The organism is Limnohabitans planktonicus II-D5 (genome assembly GCF_001270065.2).
GTDB lineage: Bacteria > Pseudomonadota > Gammaproteobacteria > Burkholderiales > Burkholderiaceae_C > Limnohabitans_A > Limnohabitans_A planktonicus.
Genome location: NZ_LFYT02000007.1, coordinates 1 through 22372, shown reverse-complemented (window position 1 = coordinate 22372; position 22372 = coordinate 1). Strand labels below are relative to the sequence as shown.

At 57.9% G+C, this 22372-nt stretch carries 14 protein-coding genes; 8 read left to right on the top strand and 6 right to left on the bottom strand.

Annotation, left to right across the window (positions count from 1 at the left end):
• Positions 1 to 15: 15 nt before the first annotated feature.
• Both H663_RS28020 and pcp read left to right on the top strand, forming a co-directional pair.
• Positions 16 to 2355, top strand: coding sequence for an O-linked N-acetylglucosamine transferase family protein (locus tag H663_RS28020; protein ID WP_053173438.1), 2340 nt, complete (start codon positions 16 to 18; stop codon positions 2353 to 2355).
• A 998-nt stretch (positions 2356 to 3353) separates the two neighbouring features.
• Positions 3354 to 4028, top strand: a complete 675-nt coding sequence (gene pcp / locus H663_RS28015; protein ID WP_053173441.1) for a pyroglutamyl-peptidase I — start codon at positions 3354 to 3356, stop codon at positions 4026 to 4028.
• On the opposite strand, the gene H663_RS41585 is transcribed toward pcp, so the two are convergent.
• Positions 4008 to 4157 (bottom strand): hypothetical protein, encoded by a 150-nt coding sequence (locus H663_RS41585; protein WP_165803882.1) that lies wholly within the window; start codon positions 4155 to 4157, stop codon positions 4008 to 4010. The genes pcp and H663_RS41585 overlap by 21 nt on opposite strands.
• Between H663_RS41585 and H663_RS28010 the strand changes: the two genes are divergently transcribed.
• Together H663_RS28010 and H663_RS28000 are read left to right on the top strand one after the other, a co-directional pair.
• A complete protein-coding gene (locus H663_RS28010; RefSeq protein ID WP_053173443.1) occupies positions 4156 to 4584 on the top strand; it encodes a c-type cytochrome in 429 nt (142 codons plus the stop codon). The two genes, H663_RS41585 and H663_RS28010, sit on opposite strands and share 2 nt — an antisense overlap.
• Positions 4585 to 5881: 1297 nt before the next feature.
• The gene (locus H663_RS28000) at positions 5882 to 6421 is read left to right on the top strand and encodes a hypothetical protein (protein WP_053173447.1); all 540 of its coding nucleotides are present in this window, start codon (positions 5882 to 5884) and stop codon (positions 6419 to 6421) included.
• 1828 nt (positions 6422 to 8249) lie between these two features.
• Here the strand turns inward: H663_RS28000 and H663_RS41575 are convergent.
• Positions 8250 to 8525, bottom strand: a complete 276-nt coding sequence (locus H663_RS41575) for a hypothetical protein (protein ID WP_165803881.1) — start codon at positions 8523 to 8525, stop codon at positions 8250 to 8252.
• 76 nt (positions 8526 to 8601) lie between these two features.
• Between H663_RS41575 and H663_RS27990 the strand changes: the two genes are divergently transcribed.
• Both H663_RS27990 and H663_RS27985 read left to right on the top strand, forming a co-directional pair.
• Positions 8602 to 9318, top strand: coding sequence for an OmpA family protein (locus H663_RS27990; RefSeq protein WP_165803880.1), 717 nt, complete (start codon positions 8602 to 8604; stop codon positions 9316 to 9318).
• A 137-nt stretch (positions 9319 to 9455) separates the two neighbouring features.
• Positions 9456 to 16823, top strand: a complete 7368-nt coding sequence (locus tag H663_RS27985; protein WP_165803879.1) for an Ig-like domain-containing protein — start codon at positions 9456 to 9458, stop codon at positions 16821 to 16823.
• Between the two features lie 245 nt (positions 16824 to 17068).
• Here H663_RS27985 and H663_RS27980 read toward each other — a convergent pair whose 3' ends face one another.
• Together H663_RS27980 and H663_RS27975 are read right to left on the bottom strand one after the other, a co-directional pair.
• Positions 17069 to 17644 (bottom strand): lipocalin family protein, encoded by a 576-nt coding sequence (locus H663_RS27980; RefSeq protein ID WP_053173455.1) that lies wholly within the window; start codon positions 17642 to 17644, stop codon positions 17069 to 17071.
• A gap of 7 nt (positions 17645 to 17651) precedes the next feature.
• Positions 17652 to 18446, bottom strand: coding sequence for an SDR family oxidoreductase (locus H663_RS27975; protein WP_053173457.1), 795 nt, complete (start codon positions 18444 to 18446; stop codon positions 17652 to 17654).
• 71 nt (positions 18447 to 18517) lie between these two features.
• Between H663_RS27975 and H663_RS27970 the strand changes: the two genes are divergently transcribed.
• On the top strand, positions 18518 to 19390 hold the full coding sequence (locus tag H663_RS27970) for an isocitrate lyase/PEP mutase family protein (protein WP_053173668.1): 873 nt from the start codon (positions 18518 to 18520) through the stop codon (positions 19388 to 19390).
• On the opposite strand, the gene H663_RS27965 is transcribed toward H663_RS27970, so the two are convergent.
• Positions 19372 to 19584, bottom strand: coding sequence for a hypothetical protein (locus H663_RS27965; RefSeq protein ID WP_053173458.1), 213 nt, complete (start codon positions 19582 to 19584; stop codon positions 19372 to 19374). The genes H663_RS27970 and H663_RS27965 overlap by 19 nt on opposite strands.
• Positions 19585 to 19640: 56 nt before the next feature.
• Here H663_RS27965 and H663_RS27960 point away from each other — a divergent pair, with 56 nt between their 5' ends.
• Positions 19641 to 20648, top strand: a complete 1008-nt coding sequence (locus H663_RS27960) for a Bug family tripartite tricarboxylate transporter substrate binding protein (protein WP_053173460.1) — start codon at positions 19641 to 19643, stop codon at positions 20646 to 20648.
• Between the two features lie 737 nt (positions 20649 to 21385).
• Here the strand turns inward: H663_RS27960 and H663_RS27950 are convergent.
• The coding region (locus H663_RS27950; RefSeq protein ID WP_116695828.1) for an IS3 family transposase at positions 21386 to 22372 on the bottom strand (987 nt) is incomplete at its 5' end.

Below are 22372 nucleotides of genomic sequence, written 5' to 3'. Positions count from 1 at the left end.
CAAGGAGTGAATGACATGACACAAGAGATGCAAGAAGTGACGGACGTGATCCCGAAAGAGATCAGTGCATTGGTGGACCAGGGTGTGCAGCTGCGCCGCGATGGCAAGGTGCAAGAGGCCTTGGTGGTTTACAAACAGGCCGCAGCCATGAGCGGCGCACCTGGCGTGGTGTTTTTCAATCTGGGCAATGCGCTCATGGATTCGGGCAATCTGGTGGATGCACGCAAGGCCTTTGAAGAAGCTTTGCAGCGCGACCCGACCATGGAGCCTGCGGCTTTGCAGCTGGCACGTTGCGCGGTGCGCATGAACGATCCCAAGCAGGCGCGTGAGTTGTTTGCGCAGATCCTCAAGGCCAATCCGAACCATTTCACGGCGTGGCTGGAAGCGGGGCATTTGTGCCGTCAGCTGGGCATTCCGGCGCAGGCTTTGATCAGTTATCAGCGTGCCGTGATGGTGGCGCCAGACCGTTGGGAAGGCGTGTTGTCGCTGGCGCGTGAACTGGAAGATGCGGGCCGCTTTGAAGAGGCGGCTGCGCAATACCACCGCGCTTTGCCATTGGCTTCTGAAAAGCCCGGCGGCATTCGCCAGGTGCACCGCCTGATGTCGCGTTACCGCCTGGAGCGTGGCGACACGGCGCGTGCGCTGGAATCGATGCGCCAGACGCTGGGCATGATGCGCATTGAAAAGCCCGAGCCCGATGTGAATGAGCGTGCCGATGTGCAGATTGATCTGGGCGAGATCCTGATGCGTCTGGGCTTGCATGAAGAGGCACACCGTGCGTTTGAACGCGCTTCGGTGGCCACGTCCGAGACAGTGTTGTCGCGTTTGGCGGCGCAGTCGTTTCAAAACAATTTGTGGGTCGAGGCGCAAGAGGTGCTCAAGCGCAACGTCGAGTTGCACCCGAACAGCGCCCCGGCGTATTGGAATTTGGCGCACTCGTATGCCGAAAGCTGGATGATGGAAGAGGCCATGGAAGCCCTGGCCAAAGCCGAGGCGATTGCACCGCAGCCAGGGGCCAAGTCGATGCGCGCTTCGGTGGCCGGTCGCTTGGGCGATGCGGACACGGCCATGCGCCTGTACAGCGAGTTGTCCGAAGAGGAAGGCCCGCGTTCGGCCATGCGTTCGAGTGCAGCGATGAGTTCTTTGTACAGCGATTCACTGACCGCCCAAGAAGTGGCCAAGTTGCACCGCGATTTGTTTGCACCGCTGGGCCAGAACGCGCGTGCGGCCAGCAGTTTCAAGAACGACCGTGACCCGAAAAAGCGCCTGAAGTTGGGCATGGTCAGCGGTGATTTCCACCACCAGCATCCGGTGAATATTTTCATGCAGCCAGTGCTGGCGCGCTTGGACAAGACGCAGTTTGAAGTGACGATTTACCACACGGGTGTCTCGCACGATGAGCAAACGCAGCTGGCCCGCAAGCGTGTGGACCATTGGGTGTCGTGCGCCACACTGACCGAGGTGCAGCTGGTGCGCCGCATCGAGGCCGATGGCATCGACATTTTGATGGACCTGGCTGGGCACACGTCCTTGCAGCGCGTGGGTATGTTGGCGCAGCGCACGGCACCCGTGCAGGCCACATTTTTGGGTTATCCCGGCTCGACTGGCGTGCCCAACATCGACTGGATGCTGGCCGACTCGGTGGTGGTGCCCCAGGGTGCCGAAGCCTTGTGCACCGAGCAGGTCATGCGCTTGCCCAACACGGTGTTCTGCTACGCGCCAGAAGCCAATTACCCCTTCCCGAAATACAACGAAGAACACGCCAAGCGACCTTTGACCTTCGGCTCGTTCAACAACGTGCCCAAACTCACGCCGCACACGCTCAAGCTGTGGGCGCAGGTGCTCAAGGCGGTGCCCGATTCGCGCTTGTTGCTCAAGGCCCCGAGCTTCAAGGACGAGTCGGCCATCAAGGTGTTCCGCGAACGTCTGGAAAAAGAAGGCGTCGATGCCTCGCGCCTGGAGTTCCGCGGCCCGGTCGGCCTGACCGACATGATGGCCGAATACGCCGACGTGGACATCGCCCTGGACCCCGTGCCCTACAACGGCGGCACCACCACGCTGCAAGCCATGTGGATGGGCGTGCCGGTGGTCGTCAAGGAAGGCAACAACTTCGTCTCACGCATGGGCGCCAGCTTCATGCGCGCCGCCGCCTTGCCCGAGTGGGTGGCCAAAGACGATGCCGAATACGTGCAAATCGCCGCCCGCATGGCCCAAGACCGCCAGTCCTTGCTCAAGCTCAAACAAGGCCTGCGCGACCGCCAATTGGCCCTGCCCGCCTGGAACGTCGACACCTACACCCGCGACATGGAAAAAGCATTGCGCAGCATGTGGACGCAGTTCTGCAAGAGCAAGTAAATCGAGCCAGGTTGTTTTGCAATGTCGGACACTTCGAGTACCGACCTACCTACAGCCGACCTGCGAGGCGTTGCCTGTTGTAGGTCGGCGGTCGAAGACCCCGACGTTGATCAAACAACATCTGATGCTTGCTTTAAAAACCAACGTATGAGCAAGCAAACGTCGGACTCTTCGAGTACCGACCTACCAACAGCCTACCTGCGGGAACTGCACGCCCTAGGTCGGTGGTCGAAGACCCCGACGTTGGGTTAACAAAGCTGATGCTTGCTTCAAAAAAAACGCTAGAGCAAGCAAACGTCGGACTCTTCGAGTACCGACCTACCAACAGCCAACTAAGGGAACTGCACGCCGTAGGTCGGTGGTCGAAGACCCCGACATATGTGGCTTGGCACAGAAATATTTGTCAACTCATTCGATCAACACAACACCAAGAAAATTGAATATGAACACCACCACTTACCAAAACGAATAAGACTTTGCCGAGGGTCTGAAAGAAATCATCGAGCAACACCAACTGCATGAACTGTCTTGTGCCATGAGTACCGCTTTGCTTGCCCGCATCATCGTGGAAACCGCCCCATCTTGTGGTGTGACACAAAAAGACTTGTACAAAGCACTGGTGTCCGCTTGACCCGCCGGCAAGTGGCGCACCATGGCGCTATCTCCCGTCATTGCGAGGAGCCTGCGACGCGGCAATCCAGCTGTGTCGTTTGCTCCAGCACTGACGCGCAGAACAACCTCAGCAACTGGATTGCCACTCTTCGCTCGCAATGACACGAGCTTGTCATCGCGCGGAGCCGACTTCCCGTCATGGCGAGGAGCCAAATTTCCGTCATTGCGAGGCGCCTGCGACGCGGCAATCCAGCAGTGTCGTTTGCACCAGCACTGACGCGCAGAACGGCCTCAGCAACTGGCTTGCCACGCTGCGCTCGCAATGACGCGAAATGCAGCACGCGCTTCGGGCATGATGGGACTCCACATTTCATGAAAGACGTGTCATGGCAGACGCTGCAACTGTTCGTATTTTGGTGACCGGCTTCGAGCCTTTTGGTGGGCAGCGCGTCAATCCTTCTTGGGAGGTGGCGCGGGCTTTGCATGGGACTTTCATTCACGGCGCAGCGGTGACTGCGGTGCAGTTGCCCTGTGTGTTTGCAAAGGCCAGCCAGGCGCTGAATGAGGCTTTGCAGGCGCTGCAGCCGCACATTGTGTTGGCGTTGGGCCAGGCCGAGGGGCGCAGTGATTTGTCGGTGGAGCGGGTGGCGATCAATGTGATGGATGCGCGCATTGCTGACAACGCGGGTGACCAGCCGATTGATGAGCCGGTGGTGGCTGGGGCGGCTGCGGCTTATTTCAGCACCTTGCCGATCAAGGCTTTGGTGGTCGGATTGAAGGCTGCGGGATTTCCTGCGTCGGTCTCGCAAACGGCGGGCACCTATGTGTGCAATCAGGTGTTTTATGCCTTGCAGCATGCATTGGCCGGGCGGGGGGCTTTGAGTGGTTTCATGCATTTGCCTTTGTTGCCTGAACAGGCAGCTTCATGGCCTGGACCTGCTTTGCCGAGCATGGCTTTGGCGGTGCAGCAAGCTGGGGTGTCGCAGGCGCTGGCTTTGTTGGCGCAGGCCTATCCCATGGGGCAGTCAGATGTGAAGGTCTCAGGCGGTGCGCTGCATTGAATGGCTTTTGTAGGCAGCGGCGATGGGGTCTGTTTGGCGCATTGTCCATTCAAGATTGTGTGTTTCGTCGCACAGTGCAGGGACGTTGATTTTTCGATGATGGGTCTTTCCACTTTGAAGGATCAGCATGAAACATCCGCCTATGAGTCAAGCCTTGATCGCCAGTATTTTGGCCATCACGTCGTCGTCTTGGGGGCAAACATCAGCGGCATTGGGGCGCGCAGATTTCAAGGACAACTGCGCCAGTTGCCACGGCGCTGCAGGCAAGGGCGATGGCCCGGTGCGGTCTTTTTTGGTCAAACCGCCATCCGACCTGACTCGGATTACACAACGTCACGGCGGCAAGTTTCCGCAAGACCTGATGTGGGAAGTGATTGACGGCCGCTGGTCGGGCGATGGCGGTCGGCATGGTTCGCGCGAAATGCCGGTTTGGGGCACTGAATTCAAGGCCCGCGCCATGGGCCAGCCCGGCGATTCAGCCACCACCGCCGAGTGGTCCGCCCGCAACCGGATCGTGTCTTTGTTGAAGTACCTGGAGTCGATTCAGGTGCCTTGAGGCTTGCGGCAATTGCCCACGCTGTCTGCGTGAATGTGGGTACGCCATGTTGAAGACCGACAAGTTTGCATCCAGTCACCCCGTAGGTCGGCACTCGCAGAGTCCGACATGATGGGTTCGGCACAGGCCCCATGTCGGGGTCTTCGACAGCCAACAAAATCCTTGAGCATTGAATTGGTAGGTCGGCACTCGAAGAGTCCGACGTTTGCTTGCTCAAGCGTTGGTTTTTGAAGCAAGCATCAGCTGTTGTTCAACCAACGTCGGGGTCTTCGACCACCGACCTACAGCATGTAGTTCCCGCAGTGCGGCTGTTAGTAGGTCGGCACTCGCAGAGTCCGACATGATGGGTTCGTCACAGGCCCTATGTCGGGGTCTTCGACAGCCAACAAAATCTTTGAGCATTGAATTCGTAGGTCGGTACTCGCAGAGTCCGACGTTTGCTTGCTCAAGCGTTGATTTTTGAAGCAAGCATCAGCTGTTGTTCAACCAACGTCGGGGTCTTCGACCACCGACCTACAGCATGCAGTTCCCGCAGTGCGGCTGTTCGTAGGTCGGCACTCGCAGAGTCTGACGTTTGCTTGCTCAAGCGTTGATTTTTGAAGCAAGCATCAGCTGTTGTTCGACCAACGTCGGGGTCTTCGACCACCGACCTACAGCATGCAGTTCCCGAAGTGCGGTTGTTAGTAGGTCGGCACTCGCAGAGTCCGACATGATGGGTTTCAACACAGGCCCCAAGTCGGGATCTTTGACAGCCAACAACATCTTTGAGCATTGATGTCGTAGGTCGGCACTCGCAGAGTCCGACGTTTGCTTGTTCAAGCGTTGGTTTTTGAAGCAAGCATCAGCTGTTGTTCAACCAACGTCGGGGTCTTCGACCACCGACCTACAGCATGCAGTTCCCGCAGTGCGGCTGTTCGTAGGTCGGCACTCGCAGAGTCCGACGTTTGCTTGTTCAAGCGTTGATTTTTGAAGCAAGCATCAACTGTTGTTCAACCAACGTCGGGGTCTTCGACCACCGACCTACAGCATGTAGTTCCCGCAGTGCGGCTGTTAGTAGGTCGGCACTCGAAGAGTCCGACATGATGGGTTCGGCACAGGCCCTATGTCGGGGTCTTCGACAGCCAACAAAATCCTTGAGCATTGATTACTCACAGGGTGGAATCAATGCATCGGAAGTAGTGCCCCGCAACTGCGCAAGATCGGCGCATTAACCTTGCTGTATCAGTGCCTATTTCTGGGCAGTAGCCAACACAAACTCACGCATGCACGAACATGTCGCGTTGTTGAGGAGGTACCTATGGCTTGGATGGATTTTTTGAAAAATGGCAATGAACTGAGCGAGCTCTTGATCGAGGGCTGTAATCCCTACGGGGCCAGTTTGCTGAAACAAACCGATGTGGACCAAATGCGCGCCCACATCCAGCCCGATGAACGGGTCTTGGCTTATGTGTTGGGCCGTGTGGTGCTGGCCGGTCGCGGTCTTTGGCTGTTGACCGACCAGAATTTGCTGATTTCAGAGAACGACACGGGCACATCAGTGCTTGCTATCGATTTGAAGGACATCACTCAGGCCGATTGCGTCAAGGGCAAATACGGTTACACCTTGCGTGTGATGGTGGCGGGTCAAATGCGCAGTGTGTATGGTGCATCGGCCAGCCTAGCGGCAGTTTTTTACCAGGCACTGGGTCAAAAGGTGTCTTGTAGCCCGGTCTACAAACCCACGACTTTGGACCCTGACGATCTGGCCGAGGCGGCGCACAACTTCTCGGACGCCGCGCAGCGACTGCAGGCCGGGGCGCAACTCAGCCAGGTGCGCGCGACGGAAGAGGCGCACTGATTTCGACTTGCGTCAAGTCAGTCAACGTCGGCCACCAAGCTGCCGCCCTGCGGTAACTGCACGCTGTAGGTCGGCGGTCGAAGACCCCGACGTTGGTTGAACAACAGTTATTGCTTGCCTCAAAAACCAAAGTTTGAGCAAGCAAACGTCGGACTCTGCGAGTACCGACCTACCAACAGCCGCCCTGCGGGACATGAACGCTGTAGGTCGGTGGTCGAAGACCCCGACGTTGGTTGAACAGCTGCTGATGCGTGCTTCAAAAACCAAAGCTGGAGCAAGCAAACGTCGGACTCTGCGAGTGCCGACCTACAAACAGCCGCCCTGGTGGAACTGCACGCCGTATGTCGGTGGTCGAAGACCCCGACGTTGGTTGAACAACAGCAGATGCGTGCTTCAAAAACCAAAGCTTGAGCAGGCAAGCGTCGGACTCTGCGAGTGCCGACCTACCAACAGCCGCCCTGCGGGACATGAACGCTGTAGGTCGGTGGTCGAAGATTCCGACGTTGGTTGAACTACAGCTGATGCTTGCTTCAAAACCCAACGCTTGAGAAGCAAGCGTCGGACTCTGCGAGTACCGACCTACCAACAGCCGCCCTGCGGGAAATGAACGCCGTAGGTCGGCGGTCGAAGACCCCGACGTTGGTTGAACAACAGCTGATGCGTGCTTCAAAAACCAACGCTTGAGCAGGCAAACGTCGGACTCTGCGAGTGCCGACCTGCCAACAGCCACCCTGAGGGACATGAACGCCGTAGGTCGGCGGTCGAAGACCCCGACGTTGGTTGAACAACAGCTGATGCGTGCTTCAAAAACCAACGCTTGAGCAAGCAAACGTCGGACTCTGCGAGTACCGACCTACCAACAGCCGCCCTGCGGGACATGAACGCCGTAGGTCGGCGGTCGTAGACCCCGACGTTGGTTGAACAACAGTTATTGCTTGCTTCAAAAACCAACGCTTGAGCAGGCAAACGTCGGACTCTGCGAGTGCCGACCTACCAACAGCCGCCCTGGGGAACTGCACGCCGTAGGTCGACGGTCGAAGACCCCGACATCGCTGCAGACTGGCCTCGATCCGTTTCAGGGCGAAGCCCAAGTTTTGCAACTTGCCCAGCAGGGCTTGGTAGGTAGCGGTAGGTATCTGCGGTGTTCGCGACACGGGCACAAATTCTCGCGTTGGGGTTCGCTCACCATCACCCATTTCTAGTCTGGGTCGAGTTCAATGATCCAGTAGCACCCCCACGCCAGCGGAATGAATGACAGCCACTCGGGCGCAAACCGCACCTTGAGTTGCGCAGAGGTCGGGCCGCCGATTTGGTGGGGCGTTTCTTGATAAAAAAACGGTCATGAGTTGGTCACCTTCAGCGTGAAGAGTTCATGACGGGTAAGTTGTTGATTTCAATAGAGAAAAAACATTTTTTCGTGCATCAAGTCACGGATTTATAGATTTGGCCTGATCAAGTCTGAGCCTTGTGTTGCCCGCTGGGAAGATTTTGTGGGCGCTTGCCAGCCAAGCGAAAAGCATGTGGTCCACCAGCGTCTGATCGCCAGCAGGGCGAGCTTTCACAAGGTGCAAGATTGAAGTGACTCTGCCAAGTTCACAAGGCCGGATCAACAGGATGAAGGCAATCTTTGCGGTGCGCAGCAAAAATTCAAGAGATGCGGAAGAGACAATTTCTACGCAAACGAGCACTAAAAAAGAAATAGAATTAATTCATAAGAAGTATTAAATAATTAATATCAACAATCGACAAATCAGATTCTAAAACCAACAAAAAACAAACATCACGCTGAAAATAATTATTTTTAATTTGCTGTGAAATACAAAAAATTTCATAAGTGGGCGGAAAAAATTGCGTGAAGTGAAACCATCGATTTCAAACTAAACAAACACATGACAAGCCAAGAAAGATCACCCGCTTCAGCAAAGAAACCATGTTTTTCAAAATTATTTGTCCTTGTATGCGCATTCGTTGCGATGGATGTCGTCATCACACCGACATGGGCCCAGGCGCAAAGCACGCCAAGAAGCAGCGTCACCAGCAGCGCCCAGAACGCAGGTGCATTCGAGCTGGGTGAGGCATTTGTGGCGCCAGGTTCCGTGGCCAAGCAGCAAACACGTTTGATTTTCTACAGAGCCAACACCTCTAGCTTTCAAGGCGGTGCCAGCATCTATTTCAATGACATGTATCACGCAACCTTGGAGCGTAACGCTTACAGCTTTTTGTGCGTCAACCCCGGTGCCGTCAATTTGGGGGTTAAACCAGTAAAGGTTGGCAGTCAAGACAAGGACAGATACGACAGCATCAGCGCTTTAGAGTTGCAAGCTGGCGGTAACCAGTATGTGCGTGTGGTCGAGGATGGTGTGATCAAGGTGTTGCAGCCTGTCCGCGAAGCTGAGGCATTGCTGGAAATAGCGGGTAGCCGTGAGCAAATTCACACCCTCTCACGCGTCACCCCTGCACAGGTGTGCCGCCATTCAGTCGCTGAAACGCCCAAGCCCAAGGAACCGGTGCAAACCATGAGCTTGGGTGCAGATGCTTTGTTTGATTTTGCTGGTTCGGGCCGCAAAGCCTTGGGTGTGCAAGGACGTGTAGTGCTGGACAACTTGATGAACAACGTTCGGGCCAACTACAGCATTGTCAATCACGTGAGGGTGATTGGGTATGCAGATCCTATAGGCTCAGAGCAGCAAAACGAACGACTGTCGTTTGAGCGCGCGCAGACAGTCAAAGAATATTTGCAAGAAAACGGACTGCAATCGAGCCGCATCACAGCGCAAGGACGTGGGTCCAGTGCGCTTGTGGTGAGCACTTGTGGACGTGCCGCCACAGAAGCAGATATAGCTTGCAACAGCCCCAACCGGCGCGTGATGGTTGAAATCAGCGGCACCAGGCGCTAAGGTCAGCGCCCTTTGGATGATTCGCTCAAGAGGGCTCACCTTCATTCATCGCCTCCACATTCATTCGCCAATTTTCGAGTGCCATGGCACGGTAAGACAAGTTCGCCATGGCACAAAGTTTTGATACAGCAGAAAAAATGTCAAAAAAATTCAGAGTCCTGATCAACACGGCCACTACAGAAAAAAATCAAATTCTGGAGATAGAACAAGGCGCGTCATACCAAGGCAAGGCGTTGCGCATCAAAGCCATTGCTGGCGACAAATACCAACTGCAGGAAATAGGCAAAGGCCAAAGCTTTGCACCTGAAAGCATCAAGGCCAAACGGGTGGGAAAGCACTTGCACATCATCTTTGAAGGCAGCAAGGATGCGGATCTGATCATCGAGGACTACTACGAGGTCATGGCCAAGGGCTACAACGGGATGGTGGGTCGGGCAGAAAACGGTAATTTTTATGAATACCTGACACAAGACCCCAATGAAGACGGCATGATCGGGCACTTGAATGAGGGCATGCAGGCGGTGTCTCAGGCACTGGGGGGCTCAGAGGTCAGTGGTGCAGGCGCTGCGGTAGGGGTGCTGGTTGCTGGCGTCAATCCCTTGATGGGCACGTTGGGGCTGGCGGGCGTGGGGGTTGCAGCCGCTGCGGCTGCACCGGGCACCACGACAGCCCTTGCAAGCACCACCATTGGCAGCGTCACAGACAACGAGGGCAACCCCAATGACGCCTCGGAAGCCCTGGTCAATGGGGGGGTGACCAATGACAAGACTCCAACGTTGACAGGCAAGGCGCCAGCGGGCTCGGTCATAACCATCAAAGATGGCAGCACAGTGCTGGGCACGACCACAACGGACGCCAACGGCAACTGGTCTTTTACCCCAGCAACAGAATTAGCCGAGGGCAAGCGAAACTTGACCGCCGAATCCACGACCAACGGCACGACCAATGTCAGTGCGGCGTTTGCGATCACAGTGGACACCACCGCCCCAGTGGGCTCTATCGGGATCGACGCCATCACAGGTGACGATTTCCTGACCGTCAGCGAAACCGCAGGCACGGTGACCATCACCGGAACCGTGACGGGAGAATACAAATCTGGCGACGTGGTCACCATCAAGGTGGGTGGCGCAGCTACGCTCTATAGCACCACGGTGAATGCCGCAGGAAAATACACCATGGCTGGTGTACTTGCTACAGAGCTGGCGGCAAATACCCAGGTGGTCGCCAGTGTCCTGGCTCATGACGGTGCGTGGAATTACACGACGTACACGAAGACACGCCTCTACACCGTGGACAACAAGCCCGATGCGCTTCAAACCGCACTCAGCCTGAATCCTGTGGCCGGTGACAACATCATCACCGTCAACAAAAGCGGTATGAACACCACCACTCTGGCTGGCAAAGCGACAGGCAGCTTCGACGCAGGTGACGTGGTCACCCTGAGTGTGAACGACAAAACATTCACAGGCACAGTGGGTGCCAACGGCAACTACAACATCGACGTCGCCACGGCAGATCTGGTGGCGGATGCAGACACCAAAGTCGAAGCCCGTATTGCCGCCACCGTGGGCAGCCACAAACAAACCGCTGTTGCAGCACAAGACTATGTCGTCGAAAGCAGCAGCACTGCAGGTCAGCAAACGGGTTTGAGCATTGATCCCATCACCGTCGACAACATCATCCATAGCGCAGAAAGCAACGGTGGCACCATCATCGAGGGTCAAGTCACTGGTGCATTTGTCATCAATGACATCGTCACCATCATGGCCAACGGCAACGCATACACCGGCACCGCTGATGGCTACGGAAACTTCCGGATCGTCGTGCCCTCCGCCCAACTGGTGGCAGATGTCAACACGCAAGTTGAAGGCCGCATCACTGGTACTGGCGGCTCAGTGGCCAACGCCATGCAAAACTACGCCGTCAACCTCAACGTCGCGCCCATCAACACATTGCCTGATGCACAAGCAATAGATGAAGACACGCCACTGATCAACATCGGCCTGATGGTCAATGACGCTGACGGCAACTTGACCTCCACAAAATTGAGCGTGTTGAAGGGCAAGCTCAATGTCACGCTGGCAGGCTCCGCCACCATCAGCGCAGGCAGCAACGGCACAGGCACCCTGACCCTCAGCGGCAGCCAAGCGGACATCAACGCCACACTGGCCAGCCTCAAGTACACCGGGGCTGGCAACTACAACGGACCTGATGCGATCACCGTCCTGTCCACCGACAGCCAAGGCGTGACCGACAGCGACACTGTGGCCATTACTGTCAAGTCAGTCAATGATGCGCCTACGGGCACCAACAACACATTCACTGTTTTGGAAGACGGCAGCAAAACCTTTGCCGACTTTTACTTCGGTTTCAGCGATGTCGATGGCAACGCACTGAGAGCGGTGATCATCACCACGCTGCCCACTGCAGGCACGCTCAAGCTCTACGGCACAGCGGTCGCCGCAGGCCAAAGCATTGCGGTGTGGAACTTGGGCGGCTTTGTGTACGCACCGGCTGCGAATGCCAACGGTACGGGCTTCGCCAGCATTGGTTTCAAAGTGCAAGACAACGGCGGCACGGCTAACGATGGTGTGGACACCAGCGCAGTTGCAAACACGTTGACTATCAATGTGACGCCGGTCAACGACGCGCCTACCGGCACCAACGCGGCCATTGCCGTGCTCGAAGACGGCAGCAAAGCCTTTTCCGCATCGGACTTTGGTTTCAGCGATGTGGACGGCAATGCACTGAGCGCAGTGATCATCACCACGCTGCCGACCGCGGGCACGCTCAAGCTCAACGGCACAGCGGTCGACGCAGGCCAAAGCATTGCGGTGGCGAACTTGGGCGACCTGGTGTTCGCCCCAGCAGCCAACGCCAACGGTACGGGCTATGCCACCATCGGCTTCAAAGTGCAAGACAACGGCGGCACGGCTAACGACGGTGTGGACACCAGCGCAGTTGCAAACACCTTGACGATCAATGTGACGCCGGTCAACGACGCGCCTACCGGCACCAACGCGGCCATTGCCGTGCTCGAAGATGGCAGCAAAGCCTTTGCAGCCTCTGACTTTGGTTTCAGCGATGTGGACGGCAATGCACTGAGCGCAGTGATCATCACCACGCTGCCGACCGCGGGCACGCTCAAGCTCAACGGCACAGCGTTCGCCGCAGGCCAAAGCATTGCGGTGGCGGACTTGGGCAACCTCGTGTTCGCCCCAGCAGCCAACGTCAACGGTACCGGTTACGCCACCATTGGCTTCAAAGTGCAAGACAACGGTGGCACGGCTAACGGCGGTGTGGACACCAGCGCTGTGGCCAACACGTTGACGATCAATGTGACGGCGGTGAACGACGCGCCTACAGGCACCAACGCGGCCATTGCCGTGCTCGAAGATGGCAGCAAAACCTTTGCCGCATCGGACTTTGGTTTCAGCGATGTGGACGGCAACGCACTGAGCGCAGTGATCATCACCACGCTGCCGACCGCGGGCACGCTCAAGCTCAATGACACAGCGGTCGCCGCAGGCCAAAGCATTGCGGTGGCGAACTTGGGCAACCTCGTCTTCACCCCAGCAGCCAACGCCAACGGTACGGGCTATGCCACCATCGGCTTCAAAGTGCAAGACAACGGCGGCACGGCTAACGACGGTGCGGACACCAGTGCCACAGCCAACACCTTGACGATCAATGTGACGCCGATCAACGACGCGCCGACCGGCACCAGCAGCGCCATTGACGTGCTCGAAGACGGCAGCAAAACCTTTGCCGCATCGGACTTTGGTTTCAGCGATGTGGACGGCAATGCACTGAGCGCAGTGATCATCACCACGCTGCCGACCGCGGGCACGCTCAAGCTCAACGGCACAGCGGTCGTCGCAGGCCAAAGCATTGCGGTGGCGGACTTGGGCAACCTCGTCTTCGCCCCAGCAACCAACGCCAACGGTACCGGTTACGCCACCATTGGCTTCAAAGTGCAAGACAACGGTGGCACGGCTAACGGCGGTGCGGACACCAGTGCAGCGGCCAACACCTTGACGATCAATGTGACGCCGGTCAACGACGCGCCTACCGGCACCATCAGCGCCATTGCCGTACTCGAAGATGGAAGCAAAACCTTTGCCGCATCGGACTTTGGTTTCAGCGATGTCGATGGCAACGCGCTGAGCGCGGTGATCATCACCACGCTGCCCACTGCAGGCACGCTCAAACTTGGTGGCACAGCGGTCGCCACAGGCCAAAGCATTGCGGTGGCGGACTTGGGCAACCTCGTGTTCGCCCCAGCAGCCAACGCCAACGGTGCCGGTTACGACACCATTGGCTTCAAAGTGCAAGACAACGGCGGCACGGCTAACTACGGTGTGGACACCAGCGCCTTTGCAAACACGTTGACGATCAATGTGACGCCGGTCAACGACGCGCCTACCGGCACCAGCAGCGCCATTGCCGTGCTCGAAGATGGCAGCAAAACGTTTGCACCCTCTGACTTTGGTTTCATTGATGTGGACGGCAATGCACTGAGCGCAGTGATCATCACCACACTGCCGACCGCAGGCACGCTCAAGCTCAATGGCACAGCAGTCGCCGCAGGCCAAAGCATTGGGGTGGCGAACTTGGGCAACCTCGTCTTCGCCCCAGCCGCCAACGCCAACGGTGCGGGTTACGCCACCATTGGCTTCAAAGTGCAAGACAACGGCGGCACGCTCAACGGTGGTGTGGACACCAGCGCAGTTGCGAACACACTGACGATCCACGTTACCGCAGTCAACGACGCGCCCACAGGTGGCAGCACCAGGGTCACTATTTTGGAAGACGGCAGCAAAAACTTTCCGGCGTTGGACTTTTCGTTTGCGGATGGCAGCGACTCACCGGCCAATGCGCTGCAAGCGGTCATCATCACCACGCTGCCCACCGCCGGTACGCTCAAGCTCAATGGCACAGCGGTCACCGAAGGCCAAAGCATTGCGGTGGCGGACTTGGGCGGTCTGGTGTACGCACCGGCTGCGAACGCCAGCGGTGAAGACTACGCCAGCATTTATTTCAAATTGCAAGACAACGGTGGCACGGTCAATGGTGGCAAGGACACCATGACGGGGGAGAATATGTTTGTGTTCGACGTGACCGCAGTGAACGACGCGCCGGTGTTGGCAGACACCACGCTTGCCTTGCCTGCCGTCATGCAAGACTCGGCCGATCCGATTGGCGCAGTGGGCTCCTTGGTCAGCGACTTGGTCGGTGGTGCAACAGATGTGGATGCAGGCGCTGCCAAAGGCATCGCCATCACTGGCGTGGCCAATGGCACGCTGTACTACAGCACCGACGGCGGCACCAGCTGGACGGCATTCACCGATACCGCCAGTGACAGCAACGCTCTGCTGTTGGGCTCTGACGCAGACAACCGCATTTACCTCAAGCCAACGGCGGCTTACTCGGGCACCGCCAATGACGTGACTTTTCGCGCGTGGGACCAAACCACAGGCACGGAAGGCAGCTACGTTTCCACCGAGACAAACGGTGGCACGACCGCTTTCTCGAGTGCCACAGACACCATTTCAGAGCTGGTGGTTCGTGCTGTGACGATCAACACGGTGTCCACCGACAACATTGTGGCCATGAACGAGGCTGTGCCTTTGACGGGCACAGCCAACCCAGGCGCCACGGTGAACTTAACCGTCAACAGCACTGCGCGCTCGGTGGTGGCCGATGCATCTGGCAACTGGAGCTACGACACCAAGTTGAAGCCCGTAGTGCGTTATGTCATGGTGCGTAAGACGGTGGACGGCTCTGCTGCGATTGACCCTTTATCTCAGAATGCTGCGTTTGATGTTTCCGAAATTTCGGTGATGTCTGGCGGTGTGAATGTGGCCACTGGTAAGGCAGCGACTTATGGCATGGGTCAAACCACCAGCACCACCAGTTCGGCAGCGATGACAGATAACAATACAAGCACTTATCTGGAGGCCAGCGAGGAGGGTGAGCAGTGGGTGCAAGTGGACTTGGGCGCTTATTACCGCATCGACTCAATCACTGCGTATAGCCGAGTTGACTGGGGGCTGCGACTCAATGGTGCCACCATTTACGCCTCTGGCGAGAATTTGGCTGGGCAAACGACGGCGCAGCTCACAACTGCCAGCACGACCGGCAATGTTGTTTCTTACGCGGTGACGGGTCTGAGTAATGTGCTGTCTCAAGCTTCTTACTTTTCGGCTGTCCCAACCTACAGCGGGACGAGTGTTGATGCCTTTATCAATGGCAACAACGCCATCACGGCGGCCCAGATCGTGAGTAACTTGGCAAGCAACGCAAGTTCAACGGTGACGTGGCGTCCTTATGACCAAATTACCATCACGGATGTGGTGGCTTCGGGGGCGACGCTTCGCATGGGCAGTGGCTCTTTGGTGTGCGGGTTGACGCCGACATTCCATGGTGTGTTGGTCGGTGCGTTGGCAAATACTCAAACTGTGGGTATTTTGTGGAGACTCCCAGGTGAAGTTCCGACTCAAGCGCTACAGCCAGCGACAGTGACAGGCACCAATTGGTCGTGGACTGTTCCTTCGGGCCTCATGTCGGCAGGTACATACCAAATTGAGGCGCAATTGGAAGATATGAACCTGGGCAGTACGCTGCAGACTTCGGGCACATTTTTCATCACGCTGGCATCAACACCGCTGGTGCTCGACTTGAACGGCGACGGCGTGCAAACCACCAGCTTGAACGAAGGCACGCAGTTCGATTTGCTCAACACTGGCAAGAAGATCAACGTGGGCTGGGTGAGCAAGCAAGACGGCTTGTTGGCCATGGACTTGAACGGCGACGGCAGCATCAACAGTGGCGCAGAGCTGTTTGGCGATCACACGGTGTTGGCCGACGGCACTTTGGCCTCAAACGGCTGGGTCGCTTTGTCAGCACAAGACAGCAACCATGACGGCAAGATTGACGCGCAAGACGCCAACTTCGACAAGTTGCGTGTGTGGGTGGATGCCAATGGCGATGGCGTCACCGATGCAGGCGAGTTGCACACCTTGGCCGATGAGCACATTGCCAGCATCAACCTCAATCATGACAACAGCAGCGTGCAACAAAACGGTAATTTGGTGCAAATGGCGTCGAGCTTTACCACCACCGACGGCGCAAGGCACAGCGTGGCAGATGTGGGCTTCATGGTGCAAAACGCCACGTCCAACTTGTTCACCTTGACGGGCGGCAACAACCTCGACCTGTCTGGTTTGGGTAATGTGGGTATGGTTTCTGCCATTGACATGCGCAATGACACGTTCGCCAACACCGTCAAGCTGACCTTGGCCGACGTGATGGGCATCGCCACCACCCACGGTGTACATGTACTGAAGCTCACCGGAGATGCCAATGACAGCGTGCAGTTGACAGCCAGCGAGTGGGCCCACACAGGCACCACGGTGAGCGACGGTGCGCACACGTATGCGGTGTATGGTTCTACGACCGATGTCTGCGCCCAACTGCTGATCGATCTGGACATGCGGTACTGACACCATTTCAATGAAGTCTGCACAATGAAACAATCTTGCACCTTGTGGGCGCTAGCCCTGCTGGCGATCAGTCGCTTGTGAACGGTTCAGACTTCATCGGGCCGAATCAACAGGTCGGTAGCTTCAGCTGCGACATCGGTGGTTCTGGTTCAGGCGCTTGTCGGGTTCTGAAGCTGCCCGCCTACGAGGCAAAGCCTGTTGCAGGTCGGGGGCAACAAAATCGACATGTTCAAGGGCAATGCGCCTTACGGCAGACTGGCCTCGATCCGTTTCAGGTCGAAGCCCCGGTGTTGCAATTTGTCCAGCAGGACTTGGTAGGTGGCGGCAGGCATCTGTGGTGTGCGCGACAAGATCCACAAATACTCGCGTTGGGGTTCGCTCACCACCACCCATTGGTAGTCTGGGTCGAGTTCAATGATCCAGTAGTCACCCCACACCAGCGGAATGAATGACAGCCACTCGGGCGCAAACCGCACCTTGAGTTGCGCAGAGGTCGGGCCGCCGATTTGGCGGGCTTCGCCTTGTGCGTCTATCCATTCGCCTTTGTCGGTTTTGCAGCGGTTGAGCACTTGCACCCGGCCATTGTTTTTCAGGCTGTAGGTGGCTTGCGTGCTGCTGGCACATTTTCTCTGGAACCAGTTGGGGTATTTGGCGATCTCGTGCCAGGTGCCCATGTAGCGCGGCACGTCCACCGAAGGCACGATTTGCAAGGGCGGCAGTGGGGCCTGTGCAGTGGCCAGGCTGGCCGCGCTTGCCAGCAAGCACGTAGCCACACATTGGCGCAGGCTGCACAGCAGGCGATGGGTGCGTGAGTGGTTCATGGCGCTGTCAGACCACGATGGGGTTGAGCGCGCCGTCCATGCTCATGCAGATGCCGGTGATGTAGCTGGCTTTGGACGATGCCAAAAAGAGCACGGCGTGGGCGATTTCTTCAGGCTCGGCCATGCGGCCCAGGGGGATTTTGTCGACGGCTTGTTGCATGGCCTGTTCGATGCTGATGCCTTGCATGCGTGCATTGGTGACCATGCCTTCTTGCAGGCGGTCGGTGCGCGTGAGGCCCGGGTTGATGGCGTTGACGCGGATGCCTTGCGGGCCGTAGGCGGCGGCCAGGCCAGCGCTGGCCAGCATCAAGGCTGCGTTGGCTGCGCCGCCGGGCAGGTGCATGGGGCTGGCGACTTTGCCGCCGTTGCCGACCACGTTGACCACGGTGCCTTGCCCGCGTGCGGCCATGCGCTGGATGCTGGGGTTGATCATGTGGATGTAGGTGAAGTATTTGGCCTGCATGGCGTCGGCCCAGGCTTCGGGGGTGAGTTCGGGCGCGGTGGTGCGCTTGGCAGCGCCGGCCGAGTTGACCAGCACGTCGACGGGGCCGAATGCGGCTTCGGCCGAATCGAGGGCGACCAGGGCGGCTTGCGCATCACGCAAATTGGCGGCCACAGTGTGGATGTGCTCGGCGGGGAAGGTGGCTTGCAGCTGGGCGCGTGCGGCGCTCAGGTTGGCGATGTTTCGCGAGACCAGGCTCACTTTGGCACCTTCTTGCAAGAAGGCGTGGGCACAGGCCAGGCCAATTCCTTTGCTGCCGCCGGTGATCAACACATGTTTGTCGCTTAGGTGCAAGTCCATGGAGTTTTCTTCTGCTGAAATGAGGAAATTGAGCCGCAGATTTGAACATCCTTTTGGAAAGCCGTGCCTTCATGAACACAAAAACCTCTGCCTTGCGTGCGCGTTTGAATCAACCGGGCTTGGTGGTCGCGCCGGGCGTTTTTGACATGGTGTCTTTGCGTCTGGCCGACAGTTTTGGTTTTGATGCGCTGTACATGACGGGCTACGGCACGGTGGCGTCGCACATGGGTTTGCCCGATGCGGGTCTGGCCACCTACAGCGACATGGTGGGCCGGGTGACGGCCATGGCGGGCATGGCGCGCACGCCCTTGATGGCCGATGGCGATACGGGCTATGGCGGCTTGCTCAACATGCGCCACACGGTGCGCGGTTACGAGGCCGCCGGAGCCTGCGCGATTCAGCTGGAGGACCAGGAGTTTCCCAAGAAGTGCGGCCACACGCCGGGACGCCGCGTGATTCCCACCGCAGACATGGTGCGCAAGATTCGGGTGGCGGTGGATGCGCGTGCGTCGAAAGATTTTCTGATCATTGCCCGCACCGACGCCCGCACCACGCTGGGCCTGGACGAGGCGCTGCGCCGGGCCGAGGCTTATGCCAAAGCGGGGGCCGACATTTTGTTTGTCGAGTCGCCCGAGTCCGAAGAAGAGATGCGCCGCATCGGCCAGAGCTTTGATGTGCCTTTGGTGGCCAATATGGTGGAGAAGGGCCGCACGCCGGTGCTGACCCGCCCCGAATTGGAGGCGCTGGGCTACAAGATCGCGATTTTTCCGGTGACGGCCTTGTTGGCAGGTGTGCAGGCCATGACGCAGGTGTACCAGCAGTTCAAGGACACGGGCTCATCGGCCGGTGGCCAGACGGCGCTGTATGACTTTGCCGACCTCACGCGTTTGATGGGTTTTGAAGATGTGTGGGCGTTTGAAAAACGCTACGCCGAAACCGAATAAGCATCGGCGAGATGCACGACCCCATGCAGCCCATAAACCATCGCTTGCAGGGCAAGCTCCTGCAAAAGTCCCCTGCCCGTAAATTGCTGCTGATCTCCCAAGTCACGCCCTTCGTAGGAGCCAGCCCTGCTGGCGATGGGCGCTTGCGCACAGCTGGTGATCGCTTGCAGGGCAATATCCTGCAAAAAAAACATACCCGCAGTTCGCCAACCCTCTGCCTTCACTTGACCCCATTCATCAGGAGATCTGTATGTCCAGACTGAACGCTTCACCCCGCCGCCAATGGCTGAAAACCTTGCTGAGCACCAGCGTGACCGCCTGCTTGGCGCTGGGCGCAGGCACAGCCTTTGCGCAATCTACTTACCCCAGCAAACCGATCCGCCTGGTCGTGCCCTTTGCCACGGGAGGGGTGACCGACACCAGCGGCCGTCTGATCGCGGAGCAGCTGTCCAAGCGCTTGGGCCAACAGGTGATCGTGGACAACAAACCTGGTGCCTCGGGCAACATTGGCACGCAAATGGTGGCCTCGGCCGAACCCGATGGTTACACCTTGCTCTTGGGCTTTGACGGCACCTTGGTGATCAACCCGCATGTGTTTCCCAAAGTGGGTTTTGACACCGCCAAAGACTTTGCCCCGATCGGCAAAATCGGCGACGCGATTTTGATTGTGGTGTCGCACCCCGGTGTGCCCGCCAAAACCCTGCAACAAGTGATCGCCTTGTCCAAAACCCAGTCGGGCGGTTTGTCGTATGGCACATCGGGCACGGGCGGCACGCCGCACATCGCGGGCGAATTGCTCAAACAGCGCACAGGTGCCAACCTCACGCACATCCCATACAAAGGCGGTGGCCAGGCCATGACCGACTTGCTGGGCGGCACCATCCCGCTGGTCTACACCGCCGTGGCGGGTGCCATTTCGCACGTCAAGGCGGGCAAGTTGCACGCGGTGGCCGTGTCAAGCGCGCAACGGGCCCCGTCCATGCCCGATGTGCCCACCTTCATCGAATCGGGCGTGCCCGATTTCGACATCAACTCCTGGGTGGGCCTGCTGGCTCCGGCCAAAACCCCCCGGGCGATTGTGGACAAGCTCAACACCGAGCTGAACGCGGTCCTGAACGACCCGGCGGTGCGCGAGCGCTTGAACACCTTGGGCATCACCGCCAGCCCCGGTGGTCCTGAAAAATTTGGCCGCGACATGGCGCGTGACCTGTCGCGCTATGCGGCGGTGGTCAAAGCGGCCAACATCAAAGCCGAGTAAACGTCTTCGTCACAAGCTCATGTCGGGGTCTTCGACCACCGACCTACGAATGCATCCCCGTAGGTCGGCACTCGAAGAGTCCGACGTTTTTTGGGGTGCGCCCAGCATGGGCGCACACCTGCGGGTGCAAGTCCCGCTGCGAGCTGGTCACAGTGAGCAAAGTGAAGCGCAACTGCGTGAGGGCGACCGAGCGTGGGAAGGAAGCGTGGAGCGTAAATCGTGAGCCGATGAACAAGAACCGCATAGAAGGCGTTGCCAAGCAGGGCGAGCAGGCCCATTACTGCAAAGCTCTTGTGACCAAGGCGAGGTGGCGTAAATGCGGCGGTTGTGCGATGAAGGTGTGCGACCCTTACCTGGGGAGATCTCGCCTTGTGCCTGAAAGGGCGACGGCTTAGCCGGAGCGAGAAGTCAGCAGAGGTCGTAGTAGCGGCAGTACGAGGCCCACAAGGCCGGATGGAGACCGTGAAGGACCGAACGAGAGTGAGAGTCTGAGGACGTGCAAAGCTGCAAGGCCATGCGTCAGATGCTGGGGTGACCTGGGCGGGTGGGCGTAGCGTACGGTGAAGCCGGGCGTGATCCCATCAGCGACGAAGCTGGAGGTACGTTGCATGAGCACCCAGACACGGGGATGGACGGGTTCAAGGATGGGCACAGGTGGCTCACTGAGGACCTGCCCATGAACCTCAAGCTCTCGAACCGGCCGTTTTCAAGCTAGTTGTCGCATTTATTTTGGTGGTTCAGGCTGCTTTTCGTAAGTTTTTGTTCTCCGTGGGTTTAGGGGTATGGGGATTGAGGTGGACTTCGTTGACCGGGTGCCAATTGCGTGCAGTTGCGGACCATCGGTTCGGATTGGCCTGTCGTGCAGCGGCGTAAACATCGTTGCGCTTTGCAAGCATTGGCCCGTCAAGCCCTGCGTGGCGCTGAGTTGGGGTTACAAAACGAATGGCGCTGTGCCTGTGCTCGGTGTTGTACCAATGGACCAAATCTGTCACCCAGCGGCGCGCATGCAAGATGTCGGTAAAGGGCCCCAGAGGTAGCTGCGGGCGGAACTTCAGTGTTCGGAACAGCGATTCCGAGTAGGGGTTGTCATTGCTGACTGAGGGCCGACTGCGCGAAGGCGTGATACCCAAGCGCCACATTGTCGCCAGCATGGTCTCACCCTTCATCGGCGAGCCATTGTCTGAATGCACCGTGAGCTGCCCTTCGGGAATGCATTGGCGCTCGCAGATATCACGAAGCAAATCGGCGGCCAGCTGTGCGCTCTCACAATCAAATACCTGCCAGCCGACAATTTTTCGGCTGAAGATATCCACAAAAAGGTAGAGGTAGAAATGCATTCCTCGCACCTGAGTGGGCAAATAGGTAATGTCCCAACAATAGACTTGATCGGGCTCGGTAGCGACCAATGCGCGCGGCTTGCTCACCTTGCGCGGCACACGCTCCAGGCGGCGATGGCCCATCTGCTGGGCGCAATGGAGCAGTCGGTACATCGTCGATTCACTGCACACGTACTTGCCCTGGTCGGCCAAGCGAGGCACGATTTGGCTGGGTGGCAAATCTTTGAACTCCTCGCTGTTAAGCACGCTCATCGCGGCCTCTCGCTCAGCTTGACTGAGCTGGTTTGGCGGCACGCTGTGCGCACGTAGCGTGCTGACACGCCGGTCTCCTTCGTGCCCACAAGGGTGTACCCAGCGCTGCAAGGTGCGAACGCTCATGCCAATTTG